At 58.3% G+C, this 26368-nt stretch carries 19 protein-coding genes; 8 read left to right on the top strand and 11 right to left on the bottom strand.

Annotated elements, in window-relative coordinates; genetic code table 11:
- Positions 1-63: 63 nt before the first annotated feature.
- The 5 genes from NFS22_RS16555 to NFS22_RS16575 all read left to right on the top strand — a co-directional run bounded on the left by NFS22_RS16555 (position 64) and on the right by NFS22_RS16575 (position 4868).
- Positions 64-738 (top strand): response regulator transcription factor, encoded by a 675-nt coding sequence (locus NFS22_RS16555; RefSeq protein WP_251318814.1) that lies wholly within the window; start codon positions 64-66, stop codon positions 736-738.
- Positions 735-1964, top strand: coding sequence for a sensor histidine kinase (locus NFS22_RS16560; RefSeq protein ID WP_251318815.1), 1230 nt, complete (start codon positions 735-737; stop codon positions 1962-1964). The genes NFS22_RS16555 and NFS22_RS16560 overlap by 4 nt, the downstream gene beginning before the upstream one ends.
- 196 nt (positions 1965-2160) lie before the next feature.
- On the top strand, positions 2161-3006 hold the full coding sequence (locus NFS22_RS16565; protein WP_251318816.1) for a transketolase: 846 nt from the start codon (positions 2161-2163) through the stop codon (positions 3004-3006).
- A 1-nt stretch (position 3007) separates the two neighbouring features.
- Entirely contained in the window at positions 3008-3949 is a 942-nt protein-coding gene (locus NFS22_RS16570) for a transketolase family protein (protein WP_251318817.1), read from the top strand.
- Positions 3950-4385: 436 nt separating this feature from the next.
- Positions 4386-4868 carry a hypothetical protein gene (locus tag NFS22_RS16575; RefSeq protein ID WP_251318818.1) on the top strand — a complete coding sequence of 161 codons (483 nt, stop codon included), beginning with the start codon at positions 4386-4388 and terminating at the stop codon, positions 4866-4868.
- A 56-nt stretch (positions 4869-4924) separates the two neighbouring features.
- Here NFS22_RS16575 and NFS22_RS16580 read toward each other — a convergent pair whose 3' ends face one another.
- From NFS22_RS16580 to NFS22_RS16595, 4 genes are all read right to left on the bottom strand, one after another.
- Positions 4925-9817, bottom strand: a complete 4893-nt coding sequence (locus tag NFS22_RS16580; protein ID WP_251318819.1) for an S-layer homology domain-containing protein — start codon at positions 9815-9817, stop codon at positions 4925-4927.
- 362 nt (positions 9818-10179) lie between these two features.
- Positions 10180-10434 (bottom strand): hypothetical protein, encoded by a 255-nt coding sequence (locus NFS22_RS16585; RefSeq protein WP_251318820.1) that lies wholly within the window; start codon positions 10432-10434, stop codon positions 10180-10182.
- Between the two features lies 1 nt (position 10435).
- Positions 10436-11968, bottom strand: coding sequence for an HAL/PAL/TAL family ammonia-lyase (locus NFS22_RS16590; RefSeq protein ID WP_338147989.1), 1533 nt, complete (start codon positions 11966-11968; stop codon positions 10436-10438).
- A gap of 14 nt (positions 11969-11982) precedes the next feature.
- The gene (locus NFS22_RS16595; RefSeq protein WP_251318821.1) at positions 11983-13560 is read right to left on the bottom strand and encodes a BCCT family transporter; all 1578 of its coding nucleotides are present in this window, start codon (positions 13558-13560) and stop codon (positions 11983-11985) included.
- Between the two features lie 312 nt (positions 13561-13872).
- Here NFS22_RS16595 and NFS22_RS16600 point away from each other — a divergent pair, with 312 nt between their 5' ends.
- Complete coding sequence (locus NFS22_RS16600) at positions 13873-15522, top strand: sigma-54 interaction domain-containing protein (RefSeq protein WP_251318822.1); 1650 nt, start codon at positions 13873-13875, stop codon at positions 15520-15522.
- A 185-nt stretch (positions 15523-15707) separates the two neighbouring features.
- Here NFS22_RS16600 and NFS22_RS16605 read toward each other — a convergent pair whose 3' ends face one another.
- The 7 genes from NFS22_RS16605 to NFS22_RS16635 form a co-directional block, all read right to left on the bottom strand.
- On the bottom strand, positions 15708-17216 hold the full coding sequence (locus NFS22_RS16605; RefSeq protein ID WP_251318823.1) for a flotillin family protein: 1509 nt from the start codon (positions 17214-17216) through the stop codon (positions 15708-15710).
- Between the two features lie 72 nt (positions 17217-17288).
- Positions 17289-18344 (bottom strand): type II toxin-antitoxin system RelB/DinJ family antitoxin, encoded by a 1056-nt coding sequence (locus NFS22_RS23875; RefSeq protein WP_338147990.1) that lies wholly within the window; start codon positions 18342-18344, stop codon positions 17289-17291.
- 298 nt (positions 18345-18642) lie between these two features.
- Positions 18643-19125 (bottom strand): 23S rRNA (pseudouridine(1915)-N(3))-methyltransferase RlmH, encoded by a 483-nt coding sequence (rlmH, locus tag NFS22_RS16615; protein ID WP_251318824.1) that lies wholly within the window; start codon positions 19123-19125, stop codon positions 18643-18645.
- The gene (locus NFS22_RS16620; RefSeq protein ID WP_251318834.1) at positions 19119-19931 is read right to left on the bottom strand and encodes an MBL fold metallo-hydrolase; all 813 of its coding nucleotides are present in this window, start codon (positions 19929-19931) and stop codon (positions 19119-19121) included. The genes rlmH and NFS22_RS16620 overlap by 7 nt, the downstream gene beginning before the upstream one ends.
- 70 nt (positions 19932-20001) lie before the next feature.
- Positions 20002-21297 carry a UDP-N-acetylglucosamine 1-carboxyvinyltransferase gene (locus NFS22_RS16625; protein ID WP_251318825.1) on the bottom strand — a complete coding sequence of 432 codons (1296 nt, stop codon included), beginning with the start codon at positions 21295-21297 and terminating at the stop codon, positions 20002-20004.
- Positions 21298-21553: 256 nt separating this feature from the next.
- Positions 21554-22777 (bottom strand): radical SAM family heme chaperone HemW, encoded by a 1224-nt coding sequence (hemW, locus tag NFS22_RS16630; RefSeq protein ID WP_251318826.1) that lies wholly within the window; start codon positions 22775-22777, stop codon positions 21554-21556.
- 77 nt (positions 22778-22854) lie between these two features.
- The gene (locus NFS22_RS16635) at positions 22855-23364 is read right to left on the bottom strand and encodes a transcription repressor NadR (RefSeq protein WP_251318827.1); all 510 of its coding nucleotides are present in this window, start codon (positions 23362-23364) and stop codon (positions 22855-22857) included.
- A 341-nt stretch (positions 23365-23705) separates the two neighbouring features.
- On the opposite strand from NFS22_RS16635, the gene NFS22_RS16640 reads away from it, so the two are divergent.
- Together NFS22_RS16640 and proS are read left to right on the top strand one after the other, a co-directional pair.
- Positions 23706-24392: a hypothetical protein gene (locus tag NFS22_RS16640; protein ID WP_251318828.1), complete on the top strand. Its 687-nt coding sequence runs from the start codon at positions 23706-23708 to the stop codon at positions 24390-24392.
- A 124-nt stretch (positions 24393-24516) separates the two neighbouring features.
- Positions 24517-25959, top strand: coding sequence for a proline--tRNA ligase (gene proS, locus NFS22_RS16645; protein WP_251318829.1), 1443 nt, complete (start codon positions 24517-24519; stop codon positions 25957-25959).
- Positions 25960-26368: the final 409 nt, after the last annotated feature.

The raw sequence follows: 26368 nt of genomic DNA on the forward strand, positions 1-26368 counted from the left end.
GAAAACAGTTGCGGTTCTCCGGTGTCTGCCCTATAATGTGTTTATGAAACGGAGGGGACTGCCTTGCGCCTTTTAGTCGCGGAGGATGAGCTGGACCTGGCGGAGGTGCTGGCCGCCTTTTTGACCAAAAACCAATACGCCGTGGACACTGTCCACGACGGCGCCGCCGCTTTGGACTACGCCTCAACAGGGGAGTATGACGCCATTATCCTGGACATTATGATGCCCAAGCTGGACGGCCTGGCGGTGCTGACACGGCTGCGGGATGCCGGGGTGTCCACGCCCGTCATGCTGCTCACAGCCAGGGGGGAAAAGGATGACCGGGTGACCGGCTTCAACGCCGGTGCGGACGACTATCTGCCCAAGCCCTTTGCCCCGGACGAGCTGCTGGCCCGGGTGCGGGCCATGCTGCGGCGGGCGGGGGATTATAAGCCCCCGGTGCTCCGCTTTGGTGACCTGGAGCTGGACTGCGGCAGCAGCACCCTCCGGTGCAGGGAGCGGTCCGAGCGGCTCAGCGGCAGGGAGTTCCAGGTGATGGAGCTGTTTATGCGCTCCCCCCAGGTGATTCTCTCCGCAGAGCGGATTATGGAGCGAGTGTGGGGCTGGGATACAGAGGCGGAGATCAACGTGGTCTGGGTCCACATCTCCAACCTGCGCAAGAAGCTGAGCGCCGCCGGTTCCGCCGTCACCATCCGCGCCAGCCGGGGTTTGGGGTACTCCCTGGAGGACGCCGGATGATTAATCGACTGCGCCGGAAATTCATTATGATCGCCATGCTCTCCGTCACCCTGGTGGTGCTTCTGATGACAGCATCCATCAATGTGTTCAACTATCTGTCCACAGACCAGACACTCAGCAATACCCTGCAAATGATTTACGAAAACCAGGGCATGATCCCCCAATTTCCCGGCGGTAGGCCGGAAAAGCCCCCCAGGGGGCAGTTTACCCCCGAGACCCCCTACTCCACCCGGTATTTTGTTTTGTACTACGCCGGGGACGGCGATCTGGACCGCACGGATATGAGGCATATCGCCGCCGTGAAGGAGGAGGACACGGACCGCTTTTTGTCCATTGCCCTGAGCCGTGGTGAGGGTATGGGCTATACGGGGAACTACAAATATTATGTAACCTGCGTTGGAGAAGACCGGTATATGGCGATCTTTCTGGACTGCCAGCGGGAACTGCACTCCATCCGCACCTTTGCGCTGATCTCTCTTCTGGTGGCGGCCATCTGTGTGGTTCTGGTCTATATTCTCATCTGGCTGTTTTCTAAAAAAGCCATCGAGCCCACTGTGAAAAGCGTGGAGAAGCAAAAACGGTTTATCACCGACGCCAGTCACGAGCTGAAAACGCCGCTGACAGTTATCGCCACCAGCCTGAAGGTGCTGGAGATGGAGGTGGGCCCCCAGAAATGGATCGACAAAGCCCAGGCGCAGACCGAGCATATGACCCGGCTGGTGAACGATATGGTGACGCTGGCCCGGCTGGATGAGGAGAAACCGCCCCTGCGCTTTGTCCGGTTTGATATCAGCGGCGTGGTGGCGGAAACGGCGGACTCCTTCCAGGATTTTGCCGCCGCCAAGGGACACACGCTGGAGATCGACGTCGCTCCCGGTCTGTCCAGCCGTGGGGACGAGTACGCCATACGGCAGCTGGTGTCCATTTTGCTGGACAACGCGGTCAAGTACGCGGACAGCGGCGGCGGTATCCGCCTGCGTTTGGAGGGCGGTAAAAAAAGTGTTGTGCTCAGCACCTCCAATCCCTGCGCCGGGCTGGACACAACGCAGCTGGACAAGCTCTTTGACCGCTTTTACAGGCCGGACCGTTCCCGCTCCAAGCAGACAGGAGGCTTTGGCGTCGGCCTGTCCATCGCCCAGAGTATTGTGGAGGCACACCACGGCTCCCTCCGGGCGGAGTGCCCGGAGGAGGGCGTAATTCAATTTGTGGTGGTACTGCATGAGTGACAAGGTAAGGGTCTGATATAGTCAGCACACTTTTGCTGCATATGTGGGGGCGGCCTGTGGCTCCGGTGTCAGCAATTTTGAAGATTGCTATAAAAGCCAACCGTTTTGCACCTGTTCTACTTGTTTTTTCCTGCTGGCTGCTTTATAATAGGAGACAGCGAAACCGATGAAAATTTTCATATAAAAGGAGAGCATTATGACAGCCAGTGAGAAAAAGCAGCTGATGGCTACGGCCTGCAAGGTGCGCATGGGCGTCATCGAGGGGACCCATGGGGCCAAGGCCGGTCATCCCGGCGGAAGCCTGTCCGCCGCCGACGTGTTTACCTATCTCTACTTTAAGGAGATGAATGTCGATCCCAAGAACCCCAAGTGGGAGGACAGAGACCGCTTTGTCCTGTCCAAGGGCCACACCGCCCCTGGCCTGTACGCCGCTTTGGCGGAGCGGGGCTTCTTCCCCGTGGACGACCTTCCCACCCTGCGGCATATCGACAGCTACCTTCAGGGCCACCCCAACATGAACACTGTACCCGGCGTGGACATGTCCACCGGCTCTCTGGGCCAGGGCATCTCCTGCGCCGCCGGTATGGCTCTGGCCGCCAAGCACACCGGTAAGTCCTGCCGTGTCTACGCCCTGCTGGGCGACGGCGAGATTCAGGAGGGCCAGGTGTGGGAGGCCTTTATGCTGGCCCGTCACTACGGTTTGGACAACCTGTGCGCCGTCATTGACAACAACGGACTCCAGATCGACGGCCCCGTGGACCAGGTTATGAGCCCCTATCCCATCCCCGACAAGCTGAAGTCTTTCGGCTGGAACGTGGTTGAGATCGACGGCCACGACTTTGAGCAGATCGAGGCCGCCTTTGCCCAGGCCCGGGAGACCAAAGAGGTCCCCACCGCCATTGTGATGAAGACCACCAAGGGCAAGGGGGTCAGCTACATGGAAAACCAGGCCGGCTGGCACGGCAAGGCCCCCAACGACGAGGAATACAAAATTGCCATGGATGAGCTGAAGGCTCAGCTGGCGGAAGTGGAGGCGATGTAAGATGGCAGACGTGAAAAAGATCGCAACCCGGGACAGCTACGGCGCGGCCCTGGCTGAGCTGGGCAGGGAACACGACAACCTGATCGTCTTCGACGCCGACCTGGCCGGCGCCACCAAGACGGGCACCTTTAAAAAGGCCTTCCCCAACCGCCACTACAACTGCGGCATCGCCGAAGGCAACATGATCGCCGTGGCCGCCGGAGCGTCCACCATGGGGCTGGTGCCCTTTGCCTCCTCCTTTGCCATGTTTGCCGCCGGACGGGCCTTTGAACAGGTGCGCAACTCCATTGGCTACCCCCACCTGAACGTGAAAATCGGCGCCACCCATGGCGGCATTTCGGTGGGCGAGGACGGAGCCTCCCACCAGTGCTGTGAGGACTTTGCTCTCATGCGCTCCATCCCCGGCATGGTGGTCATGTCCCCCGCTGACGACGTGGAGGCCCGAGCCGCTGTCAAGGCCGCCTATGAGTATGAGGGGCCCGTCTACCTCCGCTTTGGCCGCCTGGCCGTCCCCGTTTTCCATGACGAGGCCACCTTCAAGTTTGAGATTGGCAAGGGCGAGGTCCTCCAGGAGGGGTCCGACATAGCCATCATTGCCAACGGCCTGATGGTCAACGAGGCTATCGAGGCGGGCAAGGCTCTGGCTGAGGCGGGCATCTCCGCCCGGGTCATCAACCTGTGTACCATCAAGCCCCTGGACGAGGAACTGGTCCTCAAGGCCGCCAGGGAGTGCGGAAAAATTATTACCTGCGAGGAGCACTCCGTCATCGGCGGCCTGGGGGAGGCAGTGTGCTCCCTGCTGGCCGAGAAGTGCCCCACCCCCGTACGCCGCATCGGCGTCAACGACGAGTTCGGCCACTCCGGCCCCGCCGCCGCCCTGCTCAAACAGTTCGGCCTGTCGGCGGAGCACATTGTGGAGGCCGCCAAGGACTTCTGCGGGTAAAAACAGCGCGACAAACGCAGCACAGCCGGGTCCGGAACAGCACCAATATTGTACAGCCCTGGGTGGATGATTGCCATTCACCCAGGGCTTTTTATTTTCTGTAAAAATCAGAGGCTGGCTGAAATTTCGTAAACCCTGAATCTTGAAAAAAGGGCGCAGTGCGCCCTCATTTCCATTAAATGTATGCAAACGTCCCACTTTGGGGCGTTTTTCTGTGTTTTATAGAGGGCCCACCGTCACGGCTCCGCCGTGCCGGTGGATTGTATTTCGTCGCAGACGAAATGTGCGCAGCAAATGAGAATTGCATAAATCTTGTTTATTTCATACATTTTGCTTCGCAAAATACAATCCTCAGTCAGCCTGCGGCTGACAGCTCCTTTGCGAAAGGAGCCTTTTTTCGGGCTCAATTACTTTTACATGTTAAGGGGGATTTTTTATGTCTAGCAACTACACGAAAAATTACCGTCTCAATCAGTGGGAGGAAAATGACGCCGTACGGCGGGTTGACTTCAACGAGGACAACGCCAAAATCGACGCGGCGCTCAAGGCGGCGGCGGACGCCAGGGCGGCGGAGGCCAGCGCAAGAGCGGCGGCGGTGGCGGCGCTGAACGCGGCGGTGGCACGGCGGGGAAACTGTCAAATCCAGACCTCCGCCTACACCGGAGACGGCTCCACAACCAAGGAGCTCTCTTTCGACGCTGTGCCCAAGCTTGTCATCATTATCGGCTTGCAGGCGGTCGCATTCTTCACGGAAAACTCCAACGTCTCTTTCTACATATCCTCTAACGGCGCCGCCGCCGCTAACCTGCGCGTCACCTGGAGCGGCAGCAAAATCTCCTTCACCGGCAACGACTATACCGCCGCAATGAACCGGCCCGGATATGCCTATGAAGTGATCTCCTTCTTCGACATGTCCTAACACAAAAGGTACCCCCGGGCTAAAGCCCGGGGGTGCAGATTTGCTCGGATAGAAACTTAAGGGGTCACATCACGGGGCAGAATGCTGATTGCATTCACAAAGTCGGTGAACTCCAAAGTCTCAGCATCCAAACTGATGGTAATGGCGTCGGTGTTAGCCGCAGTGGCGGTGGTGGTCAGCTTCGTCTCCACGCCAGTGTAGGTAGCACCAGAATCGAAGGTCATCTTGGCAGTCTTGCCAGCGGTGAAGGCAGAAGCGGGAGTGAAGGACAGAGTTACAGCGTCCTTGTTGACCCACTTGCCAGCCTTCTGGACCAGAGTGATGTTAGCACCAGCGGCAGTGGTGGTAATGGCCTGGCCACCGATAGGCACAGCAATGGTGGAGAACTTGGCCTTGTCGAAGACGATTTCGGTTACACCGGTAATCTTCAGGACAACTGCCTCGTCTCCGTCAACAGTGAAGGTGGCCTTGCCTGCAGCTGCAGTATCAGTCGTACCAGTCTTGTAAAGAGTCAGCTCCTTGGAGGTGGCGTCAATGGTTCCAGTACCAGTAACTGCAGCTTCATTGCCGCTCTTAGCAGTCACACCAGTCAACTCGTAGGTGACAACAACGCTCTTGATGTTGCCCGCCAGAGCGAACTCCTTAGCTTTTGTAGCCTGGAGGTCTACCTCAGCGTCCTTAGTCAGACCAGCGGTAGCAGTGATGCCTGCATCGGTTCCAGCAGCATTGGTGATGTAGGTCTTAACGTCATCAGCCAGATCCAGCTTGCCAGCAACCTTGCTGCCCTTGACGTTGGAAACGGTCACAACCACATTGTCAGTCGCAGCCATGTTGGTACCTGCCAGTGCAGATACAGTGACTACACCGTTGCTTACAGTACCGGTAACATTTGTGGTTTTAATCTCAGTTGCGCCCAGACCAGTGACAGACCAATCCAAGGTAACCTCGCTGACACCACTCAGGGTCGCCGCATCACTGGCTTTGAACACCAGTTTCAGTGCAGTACTGTTATTGCCAGCCACTGTGGCAGGAGTATTGCTGCCGCCGAGCATCGGAGTGTAACCCTCGGGCACGTTTACAGTAACGGGATAGGTAGTGGCAGTGGCATCCTCGGTAACAGGAATGCGAATCTCAGTGATTTCGCCAGCGGGAACATTGGCTTTCGCCACAGCACCCTTGACAGCGCCACTGGTGCCGAAATTGGCCTTTGCTGTTACAGCATACTCACCCGCAGCGGTAACAATCGTTACATTATCAGCGGCGGTGATAGCCTTGCCACTGGGAACGGTGAAGCCCAGATACAGGTCGCCAACAGCCAAGCCAGCGTACTTACTACCTGCGGCAACATCGTCGGTGGCAGTAATAACGTGCGCGTCGGTAACGGTGTAAGTGCTCAGCACAGTGCTATCAGTGGCCTTTACAACCTTTACCTTGCCCTTAAGCGCGGCGTCAATCGCATCGGTGCCGCCGCCGGGATTGTTGTCGTCTTCCTTATTAACCTCAGCCCTGATATCGGCGGGGCTGGGCAGGGTGACATTGTCGTTGGGCATGGTGAAGGAAGCGGTGTCGCCGTTGGCGTTCACGGTGAAGGTGATACCACCGACTTTAACAGCAGCGGCCTTGGAGCCGAAGGTTCCAGCGGCGGCGTACAGGGAGACAACAACATCCTTGGCAACAGTGAACTTCTGGGTGCCGACGCCGTAAGCGGAGATGTCGTCAGCGGTGACCAGGGTGGAGCCCTTGTAGAAGGTCACATTGCGATAGTCGTTGATGTTGTAGATCACGTTCTTGCCGACAGGATCAATGGGCTTGCCGGTGTCGGGCCGGTTATCGGGGGCGGGGGTCTTGTCGTTGATGATGATGGTGGTAGCGCGGCCGCTCTCCAGGACAGCAGCAATCTCAACCTCGTTGAGCTCGCTCGCAACGTCCTCGTAGGCAACGTAGCCGCCGTCGTCATCATTCATCTCGCGCAGGGCGCGCTCCAGGCCGGCGTAACCGGTGTAGCCGTCAGCGACGGAGTCAAAAATCTCGACGTTGCTGGGGCCGTAGCTGCCGGAGTTCTCCTTGCCAGCCAGGATCAGAACGGTCTTCACGTCGGGATCGACGGAGAAGCCGCGGGTAGCGGAGACGTTGGTGTACAGAGTACCGTTCTTGTAGCTCAGGCCGTCGATGGTGGTGATGTCCTTGAGCACGACGGTGTCGCTGTTGCTGTTGACAGCGCTCTCAACGTTGCTGACCAGGTTGGGATACTTGACCTCGGAGCCGTTGACAACCACGTCGGCGCGGCGGACATTGCCGTTGGCGTCGTACCGGACCTCATACCACAGGCCCTGCTGCATTCCCTTGGGATGGAGAGAATCCAGGGGGTGCAGGTACTGGGGATTGTCGCCGACTTCCTTCAGGGTGACGATCTGGCCGTTGACAATGGCCTTGCGGGTCCAGGTCCACTCGCCGTCGCCGGACTTGGTGGCGGAGCTGTGGGCATAGGACTCCTCCTCCAGGTCGCCGCTGTGGATGTAGGCGTAGCTGCTGCTGGCGCCGTCATCCTCGCCGATGACCACGGCGGCAATCACAATGCCGTCCTTGTTGTACAGGGTGTAAATCTCAGACTCGGGATAGCCGAACCCGTCCTTGATCATGCCCTTGTCCTCAGCCACCAGGTTGGCGTTCTTCACGCCGGTGACAACGGAATCCACGTCGTCCACAATCCAGCGCTTCTCGGCGACGTTCTCGGGAACTCTGGTGCCGGTTGTCTTGTCATAGGTGGTCTTATCAGTCTTGTCGTCCACAGCCACCTTCTCCAGGGAGACGGTCAGGTAAACGGTGTCGTCGTTGCCGTAGACATACTGCCGGGTGCTGGTGACATCATTATAAGCGGCAATCAGGGACACGCGCTTGGTGTTGATGGACTTGTCGTAGTCAGTGGGGCCGTCGTTGTGGATGGCCACGTCCTGAGCAAACTGGCCGGCCTTGATGTTGCCGCCAGTGAGGTTGGTCGTGGTGGCCACAGGCACGCGGCGCAGGGTGTACACACCGCTGTTGCTCACGGTGTAGGCGCACCAGGTGTTCATCTGGGACATATTCGTGGTCAGGTTGCTACCGAAGCTCTGGTCAGCAGAGCCGGGGTTGCCCCAGGTGCTCTTGGTCATGTCAACCTTGATGGTCTCCATGGTGCCGTCCATGTGGATAACATTGGCGTCCACCTGCTTGGCGTACAGGTTGCTGGCGCCGGCCTCAATGCCGGTCAGGAACACGTACTGGTCGGGGTCCTCGTTGCGCTCCAGACCGATCAGGTAGCCGTAATCGTCCAGAATGACGTTGTAGGTCAGCTCCTTCAGGTTCAGAGCGTCGTTGATGCTGGTCCAGTTCTCAATGGCCTCCACGTCGTAACGGGCGGTGGTGGCGTGGTCATACTGCTGGCCGCCGGTGGTCACGTGGTCAAACAGCTTGAAGGCGTCCACGGTGACAGCGCTGAGAATCTCGGGGGCCTCAATGGTCTGGATTTCGCCGTCAGCCACGGTGACCTTGTACAGGTCGTCCTTCTTCACGTCCTTGACCAGGGCAAAGTCCTCGCCCGCGGCGTCGATATCCTCGTAGTCACTGGTCTTGTCAGTGGCGGTATCGTTCTTAACGGTGGACTTCACGTACTTATCACTGATCTTGTCCAGACGCCATACCCGCAGGTTCACATCATCATTCTTGGTGTCATAATCCTCAGTGGCCTTGGCCAGGTAGGTGTTGATGATGGAGATGTAAACCCAATAGTCGTTGGTGTTGTTATTGCTCTTGGTAAAGTCGGTGTCAACATAGACCTGGGTCAGCACGCCGTTGCCGGTGCGGCCCACAGCGTCCTTGTTGGTGCGGTACATATCGTTCTGGCTGAACATTGCGGTGGTCAGGATGGTCGCAGCGTTGGCGTCGGCACCGTAAATATCATCCACAGCCTTCACACCATCAATGGTGATTCTGAAGTTGTAGGTATCAATGGTGCTCTTGCCCAGCAGATCGTACAGGGTCTGGCCGGTCACCTTGGCGGTGTAGCTCTCTTTCAGCAGCTCATTCTTCACGTAGGTGCCGATCTCCTGGCCCTTGTACTCCCAGCGGCGGGCAGGACGGCCGAAGACATCCCACACGCGGTCAGCAATATTGCCGCCCTCGCCATAGAGCTTCAGGTCGCCGTTGTACAGCTGCTCGCCCAGCTCCACGATGGGATCGTCGTTGACAGAGCCCATGGAGGAGGCGGCGACACCGCTGATAGCCTTGGCAAAGGGCTTATTGCTGGTGACATAGACATAGTTGACCTTGCCGCTGGTGGCAATCACGTTACCGTTATTGTCAAAGTAATTCAGGGTGTTGCCGTCGGCCTGGACCATGCCGCTCTGGAGGGCGTTCAGCACCATCTGAGCCACCTGATTACGGGTCATGGGCTCGGTAGCGCTGGAGCCAACACCGTCAAAGATGCCGATGTTGTTGCCCTGGAGGACGGTGGAGACCTCAAAGCCGTTGGCGTAGTCGCTCTGGTACTTGAAGTAGCCCAGGGCACGCATCAGCATGGAGGCGGCCTCCACGGCGGTCACAGTGGCGCCGGGATCGTACACGCCGTCGCCGCGGCCGGACACAATGCCGTTGGCGGCGCAGGCGCCGACCCAGCCCCGGGCCCAGTCGTACACGTCGTCAAAGGGGCAGGTAGCACTATAATAGTTGTAATCCAGGTTCAGCAGCTTGCCCATGACAACCGCCATCTCAGCACGGTTGACGGAACGCTCAGGGCCAAAGCCCCGCTCGTCGCCGACCATGACTTCGATGGTCTGCAGAACCTCGATCGCTTCGACGTTGTCAGTTTCGCTGACATCGTCGTAGCCCGCAGCCGCGCTGGAACCGACAACCATCATGCCCAGGAGCATGACAGAGGCCAGAGTGAGGCTGAGGGCCCGCTTCAGGTTTCTCATTCGGATTTCCTCCTTTAATTTTTTTCGGCCTGAGAGGGGCCGGTCTGGTCAAACGCATCCTCGTCCGATCTTTGGTAGACCCCGTAAGTCCAACCTTTTTGCCGGAAAATTCTACGTTTTGACCAAAAAATCAGAGGTTTTTTAACGTTCCCGCCCTACCACCGCCGTGTCACGCCTCTTGCATGGCGTTAAAGATTGCAAAAGTGGGAGAAAATCTAAAAAAATCACATAATTTGATATGAAAAAGTGCAAACCGGTAGACACCTGGTAGATGACCTAGAAAATGGAAAACCCGCCAATCCCTGCGCCGCAAGGGATTGGCGGGTTTTGAGGTAGACATTTGGTAGATGGGCAACTAAAATTTATTTGCAGAATTCAGATTTCCGGAACAGGGAGCGCAGCAGGACAATCCATCCCCACGAGACAGACAAGGCAGGCAGACAGGCCAGCAGCACCGCCTTGACCGGGTGGATGTCTGTAGAGCAGATAGGGCCAAAAAACATGACGAAGAGAACTACCATCATCACCAGCAGAGTGATTTTCTCCCGTCGGATATTGGGGGGTGTCAAAAAAATCTTTTTCAGGTCGATCTCTACTCTGATGACTTCTTTTTTCATATCAGCTCAGCGCTCCTGTCACGTTTTCCGCCACCTGGATCAGCGCTCCAGTGTGGATAAAGTCTTTCAGATACTCGATATAGGGGTAGAGGAATATATCCTTCTCCATCACCGGGACGTGCTTGCCGATTTCAGCCAGGACAGCCGCTGTGGCGGGGGCCCGGCTCACATCTGGGTCCACAAACTGCTGTACCTGATAGACGCTGAGCAGTTCAATGGCCAGCATGTACTCCAGCTTCTCGGCCATGGGGCCGGCCTTTTTGCAGGCGTTGTAGCCCATAGCCACGTAGTCCTCCTGGTTGCCGCAGGTGGGGGTGTTGTCGATTGTAGAGGGGGTAGCCAGCATACGCATTTCGTTTAAAAGGCCGGCCTGGGCGTACTGGGGGATCATCAGTCCGGAGTTCAGGCCCGGATTTTTGATGCAGAAGTAGGGATAGCCGGACAGGGAGCCGTCCACAATGCGGTTGTTGCGCCGCTCGGACATCTTGGCCAGACCCACGGCGGCAATGCAGGCGCTGTCCATCTCCATGCCCACATAGGCGGAATCGGCGTTGCAGGCGGAGATCACATCCTCATTTCCCTGCTGAGGCCAGATGATGGGGTTGTCGCAGCAGGAGTTCATCTCAATCTCAATGGTCTTTTTCGCGTCTTCCAGTGTTTTCCGGGCCGCGCCGTGGAGCTGTGGGATACACCGCAGAGACAGGGCATCCTGCACCCGGCTGCCCCGGTACTTCTCCATAATGCCAGAGCCCTTTAGCATTCTCCTGACATTCTCCGAGGCGTTCAGCTGATCGGGATGGGGACGCACCGCCATGACCCGGGGGTCAAAGGCGTTGATAACCCCCTTCATGGCCTCCAGGGACATAGCCCCCACAATGTCGGCGGACTTGGCCGCCTGGAGCATATCCCACAGAGCCAGGGCCGCCATGGCGGTGGCAGAGGTGGTGCCGGACACCAGGGCCAGTCCCTCCTTGGAGCTGAGGACCATGGGCTCCAGCCCCACCTGTTTCAGGGCCTCCTCCCCAGGCAGCAGCTCCTCACCCAGATAGGCCTTGCCCTTGCCCAGCAGTACCAGGGCCATGTGGGCCTCGGGGGAGAGGTAGCCCACACTGCCGTCCCCGGGGGCCCAGGGGGTCAGGCCGGCGTTGAGGAAATCCCGGTACCGCTCCAGCACCTTCATCCGCACGCCGCTGTACCCCTGGCCCAGGTTTTGCAGCACCATGAGCATGATGCCCCGCACCCGCTCAATGCTGAGGGGTTCTCCCACCGACACAGAGTGGGACAGAATAATGTTCTCCTGGAGCTGAGCGGTCTCCTCCTTGCTGATGGCCTGGGTACACAGGGCGCCGAAGCCGGTGGTCACGCCGTACATCACCCGCTCTTCCTCCACCCAGCGCTCCACCAGCGCCCGGGAGCGGTCCACCCGGGCTATGTATTCCGGAGCAAACTCCACCTTTCGTCCAAACCGGGCCACAGAGACGAAGTCCTCCAGGGTAATGGGTTCGCCTAAAACCAGTTTTTCCATTGCTTCCATGCTCAACACCTCAGTTATGCCTCAATTTGATCCACGCTGTCAACAATGTCTTTTTTTGTCTCCGGATCGAAGAAAAATACCTTAAAGGCGGCGGCTACCTGGAAGATAAAGACAATCAGTACCACAAAGCCGCCGCAGGCCGCCAGATACTTTACGCCGTCCACGCCCTGGGCGCCTCCGCCAAAGGCCACCATGATGCAGGCAATCACGCCGATGGACACGCCCCAGGCAATCTTCTGCCAGATAGCGGGCTCCTCGTCGTGGCGGGCCCCCTTGGTACACAGGGCGGCAATGGTGGTGGACATGGTGTCCGCCGTGGTGGAGAAGGCGGCAATCAGAGCGACGATTATGACCGGAATGAAAATCATGCCAAGAGGGACGTGCTTGAGGAACTCCCAGATACCGGCGGTGGCACCTCCGTCCACAATGGCGGAGATGACGTCAGCCTGGCCGGATTTCTGCCAGTGGAGGGCGGTGCTGCCCCACACGGCAAACCACACATAGCCAAAGGAGGCGGGGAGAATCCAGTTGACAATCAGGAACTGGCGGATGGTGCGGCCGTAGGCGATGATGGCAAAGAAGATGCCCATCAGGGGGGCGTAGGCGATCCAGATGGCCCAGTCGTACATGGTCCACCAGGTGACCAGGGCGGAGCCGCCCACGGTGGAGGGGTCAAAGCCCCACATCCAGAACCGGTCCATCCAGTATCCCAGGCCCACATTGGCCATGTTCAGAATGTAAACGGTGGGACCGATAATGAACAGAAGGATGAGCAGAACATAGAAAATCTTAGAGGTCAGTCCGGCCAGCCACTTGATGCCCTTGTCGATACCGGTGACCGAGGCGATGGTAAAGGTGATGGTGATGATTGCGGTGAGGGCGACCCACACGATGGGGCCCTGGGCCACGCCATAGGCGGAGTAGAGGCCGGAGCCGATAAGGGCCAGGCCGGCACCCAGGGAGGAGGCCAGACCCAGAGCGATGGCCAGCACGGACAGCACATCCACCAGCACCACCCAGATACCCTGGGTCACCTTCTCACCAAAGATTGGGGTGAGGGAGGCGGCCACGGACAGCTCTTTCTTGCGGTTAAAGTACATATAGGCGATGAGCACCCCGGACAGGGCGTACATAGCGTAGGGGATGAAGGTCCAGTTGTAGAAGCAGCGGCCCATGGCGAACAGCTCCGCTTCCTGGGTCAGGGGGGTGATTCCGTAGCCGTCCAGCTCGCCGTAGATGTTGCCGTAATAGATCAGCACCTCGTTGACGCCGTAGGTAATCAGGCCGGTGGCGATGCCGCCGGTGAGGGTCATGGCGAACCAGGAGCCAAAGGAGTGCTTAGCCTTGGCCTCCGGGCCGCCGAAGCGGATCTTACCCACCTTGGTGAACAGCAGCAGAGCTGCCAGAAGCAGAGTCACCATGGCCACAATTTGATACAGCCAGCCAAAATTGCTCAGGGACCAGCCAAAAATGGCGTATGTGACGCTGGTCAGCCATGTGTTGTTGATGATGCCCAGCAGGGCTGCGCCTCCGATGACCACAAAGCAGGGGATGAATACATCCCATCGGATGGGCTTGTTTTCGTGTTTCATGTTTCTCTCCGTATGCGGCCTGTAAACCGCATACTCTCCTTTCTTCATTTTGCTATATTAAATAAGCAAATTTCAGGCCAACGGATGAAACAGGGTATAAATACCAAAAATTTTGTATTTTCTGCACAATTCCTTAAAATTCAAATTATGCAAAACATCCAAAAAAGCAGACAGTACTTTTTCGGATTTGATGGATTGCCCAGTTCTTATATGCAAAGCATTATTGCGTATAGCAAAAATATTTTGCACAGCATCTTGACGAAAGAACAAATTTCAGATACACTTGCGGTAATCGAAAAAGGAGAGAGTGCCATGCTTTACGATATCCTGTTTACTCTGGACCGGGACAGAAGGTTTCAATCGGTAGCCTGGGGGAGCCAAGAGACCGAGACCCTCTACCGGGATCTCTTTGAGCGCTGGGTTGCTGACCGGCTGCTGGCCGGTACCGCCTTTGCCCTGCCCGAAGGGGAGGACAGCGGGCGGCTTGTATGGGAAGAGGCGGCGTTTACCTTTTTAATTCTGCCTGCCCCGGCGGACGGGAGCTATCTGCTCCTCAAGCGGGAGGATAACCGGCCCTACCTTCTGGCTCGCGCCCTGGACCAGATTGGAGACGGCGTACAGATCTATGACAAAAACGCCTGCGCTGTCTACTTTAACAAGGCCAGCCGGGGCATCTCCCACATCCCCAGCGGAGTCAACGTGGAGGGGCGGCACCTTTTGGACATGTACAACCTGGATGAGAGCATCAGCACCATTATGACCGTCCTCCAGACCCAGGCTCCAGTGATTGACCGGGTGGACAGTTTTCGAACCAATAACTTTAGCATGGCCCCTATCGCCTCGGCCAACACCTCCTACCCCATCTTTCGGGAGGGGGAGCTGCTGGGAGCGGTGGTTTTTGAGCAGACTGCGGAAATCGTGGAAAAGAACATCAAAAAGATGGAGGCCACCCGGCGGGCCATCAGCTCCTTTCGGAACAAGCCGCCCAAGATCAGCTTCTCCGGCTACACCTTTGACAATGTGATTGGCAGCTGCGCCAAGCTGCGGGAGGCGGTGGCGCTGGCCAAGCGGGTGGCCCCCCAGGACAGCCCCATCCTTCTGGTGGGGGAGACCGGGACGGGCAAAGAAATTTTTGCTCAGAGCATCCACCGGGCCAGCCGCCGGCGGAGCGGGAAGTTTTTGGCTATCAACTGCGCCGCCATTCCAGATACCCTGATCGAGAGTCTGCTCTTCGGCACTCAGAAGGGCAGCTTTACCGGCAGTGAGGACAAGGCGGGCTACTTTGAGGAGGCCAGCGGCGGCACATTGTTTTTGGATGAGCTGAACTCCATGAGTTTGGCTATGCAGTCCAAGATTCTGCGGGTCATCCAGGAGAAGACCTTCCGCCGGGTGGGCGGACATAAGGACCTGAAGCTGGATGTGCGCATTATCTCCTCCTGCAACGAGGACCCCTTTAAGGGCATCTCAGAAAACACATTCCGCCGGGACCTGTTCTACCGGCTGTCCACCGTGATGATTGAGCTTCCGCCCCTCCGGGAGCACCTGGAGGACCTGGATGAGCTGATTCGCTACCACCTGGATGCTACCGCCTATCAATTTGTCCGCGGCATCACAGAGGTGACGCCGGAGGTCCGCACCCTGCTGCGCGGCTACCACTGGCCGGGCAATGTGCGGGAGCTGTTCCATGTGCTGGATTACGCCCAGAACGTGGCCGACGCCGGCGTAATGGAGACGCGGCACCTGCCTCCCTACCTGCTGAAAAATCAGGCCGCCCCCGCACCCGCCCGACCTGTGGATTTTTCCCGTGAGACCCTCCAGGGGCTGATGGACCAATACGAGCGGCAGATTATCGCCCAGGCCCTGGATCACTGCGGCTATAACATCTCCCAAACGGCTCAGATGCTGGGGATTCTCCGGCAAAGCTTACAGTATCGGATTCGAAAGTACGGCTTGATTTTCTGAGGAGGATAATACTGTTTCTCGATAAAAAGATTTGAAATCTTTTTATCGAGGCGTTTCATGCCGCCGGGCCGCAGAATACGGCCCAATCAAACGATTACATCGATTAGTATAAGAAGCTCGACATACTGAAACGTCCCCGGATTTCATTGAAATCCGGGGACGTTTGACTATTGGAACAGAGCTCTTTAATTTTTCTTGTCCGGACCGGCGGGGGAGCTTCCGGACTGATCCTGGGGGGCGGGGTTTTGGATAATAATCGTCTTGTCCTCACCCCCGGCCAGCTTGCCGCCCAGCATACCGGCCACCAGGGACTTGATGTCAATACCCATGCCTTGGGTAATGCCCTCGGTAACCTGGGAGGTCCCGGTGATGATATCCTCCAGCAGCTTGGCGCTGTTGCCGTCACCATACATGGTGATTTTGTCCACCTTGGACAGGGGCTCGGCCACGTTCTTGGCAATCTCAGGCAGGGCCTGCATGACCATTTCAATGACAGCGGCCTCGCCGTACTTCTTCATGGCCTCGGCCTTCTTGTCGATACCCTCGGCCTCAGCCAGGGCCTTGGCGCGAATCGCCTCCGCCTCTGCCCGGCCCACGGCGGCAATGCCTTCCGCCTCCTGCTCCCGGGCGTACTTCTGGGACTCGGCGATTTTCATTTCCGCTTCGGCCTTCTGCTCCTGCTCATAGCGTGCCGCCTCGGCGTCCTTCTGGCGCTTAAACAGGGCGGCCTCCGCCTCCTGCTGCTGGCGGTAGCGCTCGGCGTCCGCCTTGGCCCGAATCTCGGCCTCCAGCTTCTGCTTTTCCACCTCTACCTCGTACTGCTTCAGCTCAGCCTGGCGCTGGGTCTTGGCAATCTCCGCGTTGACGGTGGCGGTTTCAATGCTCTTGCGCTGCTCCTGGCTCTGGATCTCATAGGCGGCGTCCGCCTCGGCCTTTTTGCCGTCGGCCATAATTTTCAGCTCGGCCCGCTTGATCTCCAGCTCGGTCTGCTTCTGGGCGATCTGGGTGTCCGCCTGGACCCGGGCCTCGTTGGACTCCCGCTCCGCCTCCGCCTGGGCAATGGCGATATCCCGGTCAGCCTGGGCCTTGGCAATGGCCGCGTTCTTTTTAATCAGGCTGGTATTGTCGGCGCCCAGGTCTTTAATCAGCCCGTTCTCGTCGGTGACATTCTGGATGTTGCAGGAGAGAATCTCAATGCCCAGCTTATCCATGTCCTTGCTGGCCTTCTGCATCACCTGGTCGGAGAAGGAGTCACGGTCTGTATTGATCTCCTTGAGGGACAGCGTGCCGATAATCTCGCGCATGTTGCCCTGGAGGGAGTCCTGAAGGTCACGGGTGATCTCATCCGGGCGCTTGTTCAGAAAGTTTTTGGCCGCCAGCTTGATTCCTTCCGCGTGGGGGGATATGCGGACCTTGGCGACGGCGTCTACATTTACATTGATAAAGTCACTGGTGGGGACGGACTGTTCCGTCTTAATATCCACCGTCATCTGCCCCAGGTACAGCCGATCCATGCGCTCCAGGAAGGGAACGCGGATTCCGGCCCGGCCAATGAGCACTTTGCTCTCTTTTTTCATACCGGAAATGATGTAGGCCTGGTCGGGCGGAGCCTTGACATAGCCGAGCAAGAGGATGACGGCCACAACCAGCACAATGACGATTACAGGCAGGGCGGACAAAATGATATCAAGCATGGGGATTCCTCCTTTCAAATTGAACACAGTTTTGTCTCTATATAAACAAGCTGAACCAACAGCCTGGGATTTTTAGGCGTCCGGCCTCAGCCCGCCGGCCACATCTCCTCGCATGGCGGCCAGCCGCTCCAGGGCCGCCACCTCCGCCTCCAGGCTCCGCCCGGCCCACTCCTGCCTGGCCCGCCTGCCGTCGGAGATCACCTGGGACAGTACATTGACGGCGCGCAGGCAGAGGGCGGCCTTCCGGTCCACATCGCCCTTCTCCTGTTCCGTTTGGCCCAGCTCCCACAGCGTAAGCTCCAGCGTTTGCAGATAGTCGGACTCCAGGCGCTCCCTGGTCTGGTCCTCCAGCAGATCGTAAGACCGGATTATCAGGGCCTCCAGATTTTCCAATGCGGCCAGCACATAGGCCGTCTCCACCGATTTGGAGGCCTGCTGAATCCGCGCCCACACAGCGCGCCCCCCGCTGCCGCTGGCGGTGGAGCACAAAAAGCGCTGCATGGTACCGGTCAGTCCGTCAAATTTTTGGGATACCGCCGCAAGCCTCTGCTCAAAAGGGGCAAAACCGCCGGTGTCTTCCCCTTGCCACCCCTTCATCAGGGGAATCAGGGTGTGCTCCAGCTCCAAAAGCTCCTCCCCAATGGATGACAGGCTGTCTATATACTCGTCCAGGATGCTCAGGTCCTTTTTTCTCAGTGTGTCGGTGTTTTTTCCGGAGAACAGCGCCCTGGAGGCGCTGGCCGCCCCCGCGGCCTTGTCCTTGAGCTCATCGCCGCACAGCAGGCGTATGCGCTCCATGGAAAGCCCTGTAATTGAGGAGGGAATCGCGGTATGAATGGCCGTCAGCGACTGGCGGATTTCTTTGCACAGCAGCTCCAGCCGCCCCTGCCTGCGCCGGAACTCAGACGCCTCTTCCATCTGCTCCATGTCCGCCCTGCTGCGGGGCCGATGGGACACTGAAACAGCGGGCTCCGCCGTGATTTCAAAGGGAATCCGCTTCTCTTTTCCCACTTTTTTCGCGAAAATGGTAAAGGCAGTTGTCATGCTCAGCCCCATCTCCCGGCAAACCTGTTCCATCATTTTCTTCACATCTTCGTCGATACGAAAGTTGACCATAACCTGTGCCATGAAAGTCACTCCCCTCAGCACATCTTTATTATAACATTTGTAAAGCAAAATGCAATACTATTTCTTTACAAATGACGGGTGGATTTTCTGTAACAACATACAAAAAGTCAAAAAAAGCCTCCCTTTTTGAGGGAGGTGGCACGGCAAAGTCGTGACGGAGAGAGTTTTACCCAAAAAGTTATAAAAATTGCCCTTTTACTCCCCCAGTCACCGCCTATGGCGGCGACAGCCCCCTCAAAGAGGGAGCCTATAGTAATCGTCAGAATTGCCGCCACTTGCAGGGGCGGCCGGGATTGATTTACTTGTGGTATGAGGAGCCTTCGTTGATTTTAAAGGCCCGGTAAATCTGCTCCAGCAGCATTACGCGGGCCAGGTGGTGGGGGAAGGTCATAGGCGACATGGACAGCCGCTCCTGGGCCTCCGCCTTGACGGAGGGATGCAGGCCGTAGCTGCCGCCGATGAGAAAGACCATGTGCTTGTCCGAACTGCGCCCTGGAACAGGGAACAGCTGGGACAGTTCCTCGCTGGAGCGCATACGGCCCTCAATACACAGGGCGGCCACCCGGGAGCCGGGGGGTATCTTGGCCCGGATGGCCTCCCCCTCCTTCTCCAGAGCGTTGGCAATCTCTCCCAGGGTGGGCTTTTGGGGCAGCTTGACCTCTGGAATTTCAATCAAAGTCAGCTTACAGTAGGCGGCCAGCCGTTTTACATACTCGGCGCAGGCCTCCTTATAAAACTTTTCTTTCAGCTTGCCCACGCAGATCAGATAGACGCTCAGCATGCCGCCGCCGCCTTTCCCAGGGAGAGGGTGGGGCCCGGCTCCTCAGCGGGGGCCACGGACAGGGAGATATCCTGCTCCAGGTCGCAGTCCATGGCCAGCAGCCGGAGGCACACTGTCTCATAGGCCCGGACAGGGGTATTGTTGGTTTGGGACAGGTGGGCCAGCACAACGGTTTTGGTGCCGGACTCCACCGCGAAGGCGGCCAGCTCCGCTCCCGCCTCGTTGGACAGGTGGCCGTAGTCCCCTAGAATGCGCTGTTTTAAGTAGTAGGGATAGGGCCCGGACCGGACCCAATCCTCGTCGTGGTTGGTCTCGCACACCAGCAGGTCGCAGCCCTCCACCACCTGGAGGACCTCCCGGGTGACATGGCCAAGGTCGGTACACAGCACCATGCGGCCCTTTTCCCCAGCGATAGAGTAGCCCACACTGCCCGGTGCGTCGTGGGGGGTGGGGAAGGACTCCACCCACAGCGAACCGATCTGCACCCCTGTTCCCGCCTCCTGGGGCTGGAACAGCTCCTGGACCTGGTCGCACCGGTTCTTCCCATACCACTCCCGACAGGCAGGAGGGGTGGCGTAGATGGGGGCTCCCGCCTTTTTGGCCAGCACCCGCAGGCCGGTCACATGGTCGCTGTGCGTATGGGTAATCAGCACGGCGGACAGCTGCGCCGGAGCAATTCCCAGCGCCTGAAGCCCGTTTGAAATTCGTTTGGCGGAGATGCCCGCATCCAGCAAGATGTGGGTATCTCCGCAGGAAACCAGCGCAGCGTTGCCCAGCGAGCTGCTGGCCAGGGTGGTAAAGGTCATCAAATCGCCTTCTCCTCTCAACTGGAAAACGGGCGGCCCGCCGGCCGCCCGTCCGTCTGTCTCATAAAAATCAGCCCACCTGGGACTGGTCCTCCTCGCCTGGCATGTGGACAATTCGGATGTCCGCCCCCACAGAGGCCAGCTTCTCCACAATAGTCTCATAACCCCGCTCAATGTGGTGGATGCCGTCAATTTCGGTAACCCCCTGGGCGGCCAGGCCGGCAATGACCATGGCGGCCCCGGCCCGCAGGTCGCAGGCGTGGACAGGCGCACCCGTCAGGTGGTCCACCCCCTCAATGACCGCCACCTTGCCGTCCACCTGGATACGGGCGCCCATGCGGCGGAACTCGTCCACATAGCGGTAGCGGTTGTCCCAGACCCCCTCGGTGAGAACGCTGGTGCCCTGGGCTATGCACAAAGCGGCGGCAATCTGGGGCTGCATGTCGGTGGGAAAGCCGGGATAGGGCATGGTCTTCACGTTTACCCGGCCCATAGGCCCGGTGCGGCGCAGACGGACGGCGTCATCCAACTCATCCACATCCACCCCCATCTCCACCAGCTTGGCGGTGATGCAGTCCAGATGCTTGGGAATTACGTTCTGAATGAGCACATCTCCCCCGGCGGCGGCCACGGCGGCCATATAGGTGCCCGCCTCAATCTGGTCAGGGATAATGGAGTAGGAGCCCCCCCGCAGGCGGGACACCCCGTGGATTTTGATTACGTCGGTACCAGCCCCCCGGATATCGGCCCCCATGGAGTTGAGGAAGTTAGCCAGGTCCACAATGTGGGGCTCTTTGGCGGCGTTTTCGATAACGGTCAGCCCCTTGGCCAGGGTGGCGGCCAGCATGATGTTCATGGTGGCCCCTACAGATACGATATCCAGATACACCTGCCCCCCGGACAGACGGGCGCCGTTGGGCACCCGGGCGTCGATCAGGCCGTTGCGGACCTCCACGTCCGCCCCCATGGCCACAAAGCCCTTGATGTGCTGGTCCACAGGCCGTCCGCCCAGGTCACAGCCGCCAGGCAGGGGGACCTCCGCCCAGCCGAACCGGCTGAGCAGTGCCCCCACCAGATAGTAGCTGGCACGGATTCTCCGGGCCAGCTCATAGGGAACCTGACGGTTGCGGATATGGGAACAGTCCACCTCAATGGTAGTGCGGTTAATCATGCGCACGTCGGCGCCCAGTTCGCGAAGGATTTGAAGGATCAGCGTGACGTCGCTGATCTGGGGAACATTCTCAATGCGGCAGACCCCGTCTACCAGCAAAGCGGCGGGAATGATGGCGACAGCGGCGTTTTTAGCACCGCTGATGTGAATGGTTCCGTGGAGGGAGTTCCCCCCGTGAATCAGATACTTGGTCAAAAACCTGCACCCTCTTTTCCATGTCTTGGAGTCTATAAGAATATACGGCGCGTGCGCCATATGTAAAATCAATATCATAGTCGCCGCCCCCACAGCTTGGGAGGGCACAACAAACCGAATACATTATAGCACTATTATGTCCAGGTTGCAACAAAAATTGCGCAGGTGTGAACTAATTGTTAAAAAAGACGGACAAGGCCAGAAAAACAGTCCTGACCCTGTCCGATACTCAAAATTTTCCTGTCAAATTTTGTAATTATTTTCGTCCCTGAAACCGGGCCTGAGCCCTGGGGAGCAGGTCGGAAAGCCGGGCGTGCTCCTGGCGCTCCAGCAGGTCGGCAATCAGCTGGTTGGACACCAAAAAGCCCTTGGGAGTAAAGTGCCAGCGGCCCTCCGCCGTCTTTTCCGCCCAGCCCTGTCCCTCAAACAGCCGCAGCCGCTCCTCGATGGGGCCAAAGTCCATAAAGTAGGTTCCCCGGTACTCCCACTCCTCAATGCCTTTGGCGGTGCGCAGGCGGAGCATCAGATATTCACTGCCCCTCTCCTCCTGGGGGATCAGGTCCTCGGTGTCCAGCAGTTTGCCCCCCTCCAGCACCCCTTTGATGTAGCCGTCCAGGTCCCGGAGCCAGGAGTACCGCCGGCCCCCGAAGTCGGAGTGGGCCCCGGGGCCAAAGCCGATATAGGGCTGGGTCAGCCAGTAGCGCAGGTTGTGCCGGGACGCAAAGCCTGGCTTGGCAAAGTTGGAGATCTCATACTGGCCGTAGCCCGCCTTGGCCAGCCGACTGACCGTCCACAGGTAGAGGGTGGCCTGGGCGTCGTCGTTGAGCAGCCGCTCCCCTTGGGCCACCCGGGCGGCCAGGGGGGTGCCCTCCTCCACCTTTAAGCCGTAGCAGGACAGATGGTCCGGCTCCAAGGCCAGCGCATGCTCTACGGTGTCCTGCCAGCTGGATATGGTCTGGCCGGGCAGGCCGTAGATCAGGTCCAGGGACAGGTTGGCAAAGCCGGCCTTCCGGGCGGCAGCCACGGCCTCGTCCCCCTGCTCCACCGTGTGGGGGCGGTGGACAGCGTCAAGCTCCCGCTGGCGGGCGGACTGAAGGCCGATGGATATCCGGTTGAAGCCTGCCCTGCGCAGGAGCTTCAAAGACTTGAAGTCTACGCTGTCCGGGTTGGCCTCCAGGGTAATTTCCCCGTCTTTACTTACCTGATAGTACTTTTTGATGGCGGCCAGCAGCCCCCGCAGGCGCTTTTCTCCATAGCAGCTTGGGGTGCCGCCGCCAAAGTAAATGGTGTCTATCGAACAGTCCCGGGCGGCAAAGGCGGTCTCTTTCAGATGGGCCAGCAGAGCCTTCTGATAGCTGTCCATCTTATCCTCCTGCCCGGCCAGGGAATAGAAATCGCAGTAGTCGCACTTGCTGCGGCAGAATGGAATATGAATGTAGATTCCCAGCTTGCCGCCGGCGGCTTTTGGTTTCCCGAACATGCCTCAGTCCCCCTCTCCCATATTATAGCAAAAATCCCTCCGTCTGCACAGAGGGATTTTTTGACAAAAAACTACCTTTAACGGTACAAAAGGTCCAGTTTTTCCAGCACCTCCCACACCCGGTCTGCGGCCCCTTGGTCGGGACAGAGAACGGTATGCAGGTGGACCCCCTCGGTGAGCTGAGACAGGGGGGCGGCAGACTCCTCCTCACAGCGGGCGACAAACTGGGCCACATCATACCGGTTGGACAGCCGCAGAGGCCCGGTAAGCTGGCCGTAGATGGGGTGCTCCACAATCACGTCCAGCACGGTACACCCCTGGTCCACAATGGCGTTGAGCTCCTCCCCCATCTGCTCCGCCCGGTGGCGGCAGGCAAAGGTGCACTTCACCCCGGCGGGGGGCCGGGGCAGGAGATAGCCCCGAGGGGTGGCGGTGATGTCCAGACCTCCCGCCCGGAGCAGGGCCACGTCGCCCACAATGATTTGTCGGCTCACCGACAGCTCCCGGGCCAGAGCGGCGGCGCTCAGCGGCCCCTCCGCTTGCCTCAGCCGCTCTGCCAGCGCCTTTCTGCGCGCCTCACTGTCCATCCAATCCCCTCCCTGCCTTTGCTGTTTATAGCGATCATCAGAATTGCGGCCATTTGTAGGGGCGGCCGCAGGCCGCCCCTACAGCGCCGGTGCCAGTAATTTTGATGTTTGCTATAGTTTAACACACCACGGTGCTGAGAGCAAGCTTGACTTTTTCCGTCCATTGTGTATTATTTGTATTGTCAGCCCTTTCCTCTTGGAACGGGCAAGCTGTAGCAGCCATCAGACTTGCTGTCATATGCGGGAACGGCCTGTGGCCGCCTGTCACAGGCAGGCCCTGCTCCGGTATCAGCAAGTTTGAAGCTTGCTATAAAAGAATTTTGAAAAGGAGATTGAACAGGATGAATAAGACAGTGTGGAAGCGGCTGGCCGCCGGAGCCCTGGCCGGCTGTCTGCTGGCGGGCCTGACCGCCTGCGGCAGCGGTTTGACGGAAAAGGACGCCGAAACCTACGTCAAGGGCCATTTGGACGCCGCCTATCTGGGCACCTATGACAAAGCGTACATTGACCTGGTGGAGGACATGACCGAGGCGGATGCCAAACAGATGCACGAGAGCAACGTATCGGATGAGGTTGCGTACTATCTGCTGGACTATTTGGAGATCGATTACCCCACCGACGAAATTGTGGCGCAGGCGGAAGAGGTGATGGAGAAGATCTATGCCAAATCCAAGTACACCGTGGGCACAGGCAGCAAGACCAAGGACGGGGATTTCGTGGTGGAGGTCACCGTCTCCCCCCTGGCCCTGTATGACCTTTTGAAGGATGAGGACTTCTTTGACGCCCTGGAACAGGCCGGCTTTGACACGGCTGAGACCGAGGAGGAGTATGAGGCGGTGGACGCCATCTACGGGCCGCTGATTCTGGACATGCTGGAGGACCGGCTGGACGGCGTTACCTATGGCAAGGATCAGGTCATCATGCTCCAGCTGAAAAAGGATGACGAAGGCTACTACTCCCTGGTGGAAGCCGGGATGCAGAAGGTAGACGAGGTCATGCTGGACTACGGCGGCTACTACGCCGAATAAAACCAGACGCGTTCCCGCCCCTTTCAGGCGGGAACGCGCTGTTTTCTCTTGACTTTCTCCCTGTAAATTTATAGAATAGAGGGGCTTGAAAGATACACCATTTTATATAAAGGACTGAGACGATATGGCCAAGGAAAACAAAAAACAGGTGGAACAGATCACCGATATGGAGGTAGACTTCGCCCAGTGGTACACCGACGTGTGCAAAAAGGCGGAGCTTATTGACTACTCCTCCATCAAGGGCATGTTCATCTACCGCCCCTATGGCTACGCCATCTGGGAGAACATCCAGCACGAGCTGGACAAGAGATTCAAGGAGCTGGGCCACGAGAACGTGTACCTGCCCATGCTCATCCCCGAGTCCCTGCTCCAGAAGGAGAAGGACCACGTGGAGGGCTTCGCCCCCGAGTGCGCCTGGGTCACCCTGGGTGGCAGTGAGAAGCTGGAGGAGAAATACTGCATTCGTCCCACCTCTGAGACCCTGTTCTGCGAGCACTATAAAAATATTATCCACTCCCACCGGGACCTGCCCAAGCTGTATAACCAGTGGTGTTCCGTACTGCGGTGGGAGAAGACCTCCCGCCCCTTCCTGCGCCACCGGGAGTTTTTGTGGCAGGAGGGCCACACCATGCACGCCACCCCTGAGGAGGCCCGGGAAGAGACTATGCAGATGCTCAACGTCTACGCTGACTTTCTGGAGAACGTGCTGGCCATGCCGGTGGTCAAGGGCCGGAAGACCGACAAGGAGAAGTTCAACGGCGCGGAGGAGACCTACACCGTGGAGTGCATGATGCACGACCACAAGGCCCTCCAGTCGGGCACCAGCCACTACTTCGGTGACGGCTTCGCCCGTGCCTTTGACATCACCTTCACCGGCAAGGACAACCAGCTCCACCACCCCCACCAGACCAGCTGGGGGGTGTCCACCCGGATGATCGGCGGCATCATCATGACCCACGGCGACAACAACGGCCTGGTGCTGCCCCCCCGCATCGCCCCCATCCAGGCCATGGTCATCCCCGTGGCCCAGCACAAGGAGGGCGTGCTGGACGCCGCCTCCGCCCTGCTGGAGCGGCTGAAAAAGGCGGGCGTCCGGGCGAAGATGGACAGCTCCGACCAGTCCATGGGCTGGAAAGCCTCCGAATATGAGATGAAGGGGGTCCCCCTCCGGGTGGAGATCGGCCCCAAGGACATGGAAAAGAACCAGTGCTGTGTCTGCCGCCGGGATTCCGGGGAGAAGGTCTTTGTCCCTCTGGAGCAGCTGGAGGACACCATCAAGCGCCTGCTGGACGAGGTCCACGCGGGCCTGTACAACCGGGCCAAGCAGAATCTGGAGGACCACACCCGGGTGTGTATGACCCTGGAGGAGGTCAAGGAGTTTATGGAGACCGAGGGCGGATTTGCCAAAACCATGTGGTGCGGCGAGCTGGACTGCGAGCTGGCCATGAAGGAGAAGGCCGGGGTCACCTCCCGCTGTATGCCCCTGGAGCAGGATCAGGTGTCCGACGTGTGTGTCTGCTGCGGCAAGAGCGCCAAACACTCCATCCTCTGGGGCGTGGCCTACTGATCCAAAACAAATGACAGAACGCCCCAGCCAATGGCCGGGGCGTTCTGCCTGTGTGTGTTGTAAAAGGAGAGGGAGAAATGGGAGATACATGTTGTAGCCTTGCTACGGTGTTATCATAAAATACAAATACGGCGATTTCATGACGCCGCCGTGAACTTTTTGTAAACTCCACCTTTTGTACTCCCTGCGTCACGGCTTCGCTGTGCCGCCTCACTTTTTGAGGATTCTTTTCCACAGACCAAGCAAAACGCCCCGGCTTTTGGCCGGGGCGCTCTGCTTGTGTGTTTGTAAAGGAGAGAGAAAGGAGATACATTTCATTCACTTGACTACGGTATCATCATAAAAGATGAATGCGGCTAAATCATGACAAACAAATGAACTTTTTGTTAACATTTGCGGACGATTTTAC

It is taken from the genome of Flintibacter muris (genome assembly GCF_943192995.1).
GTDB classification, from domain to species: Bacteria; Bacillota; Clostridia; order Oscillospirales; family Oscillospiraceae; genus Lawsonibacter; species Lawsonibacter muris.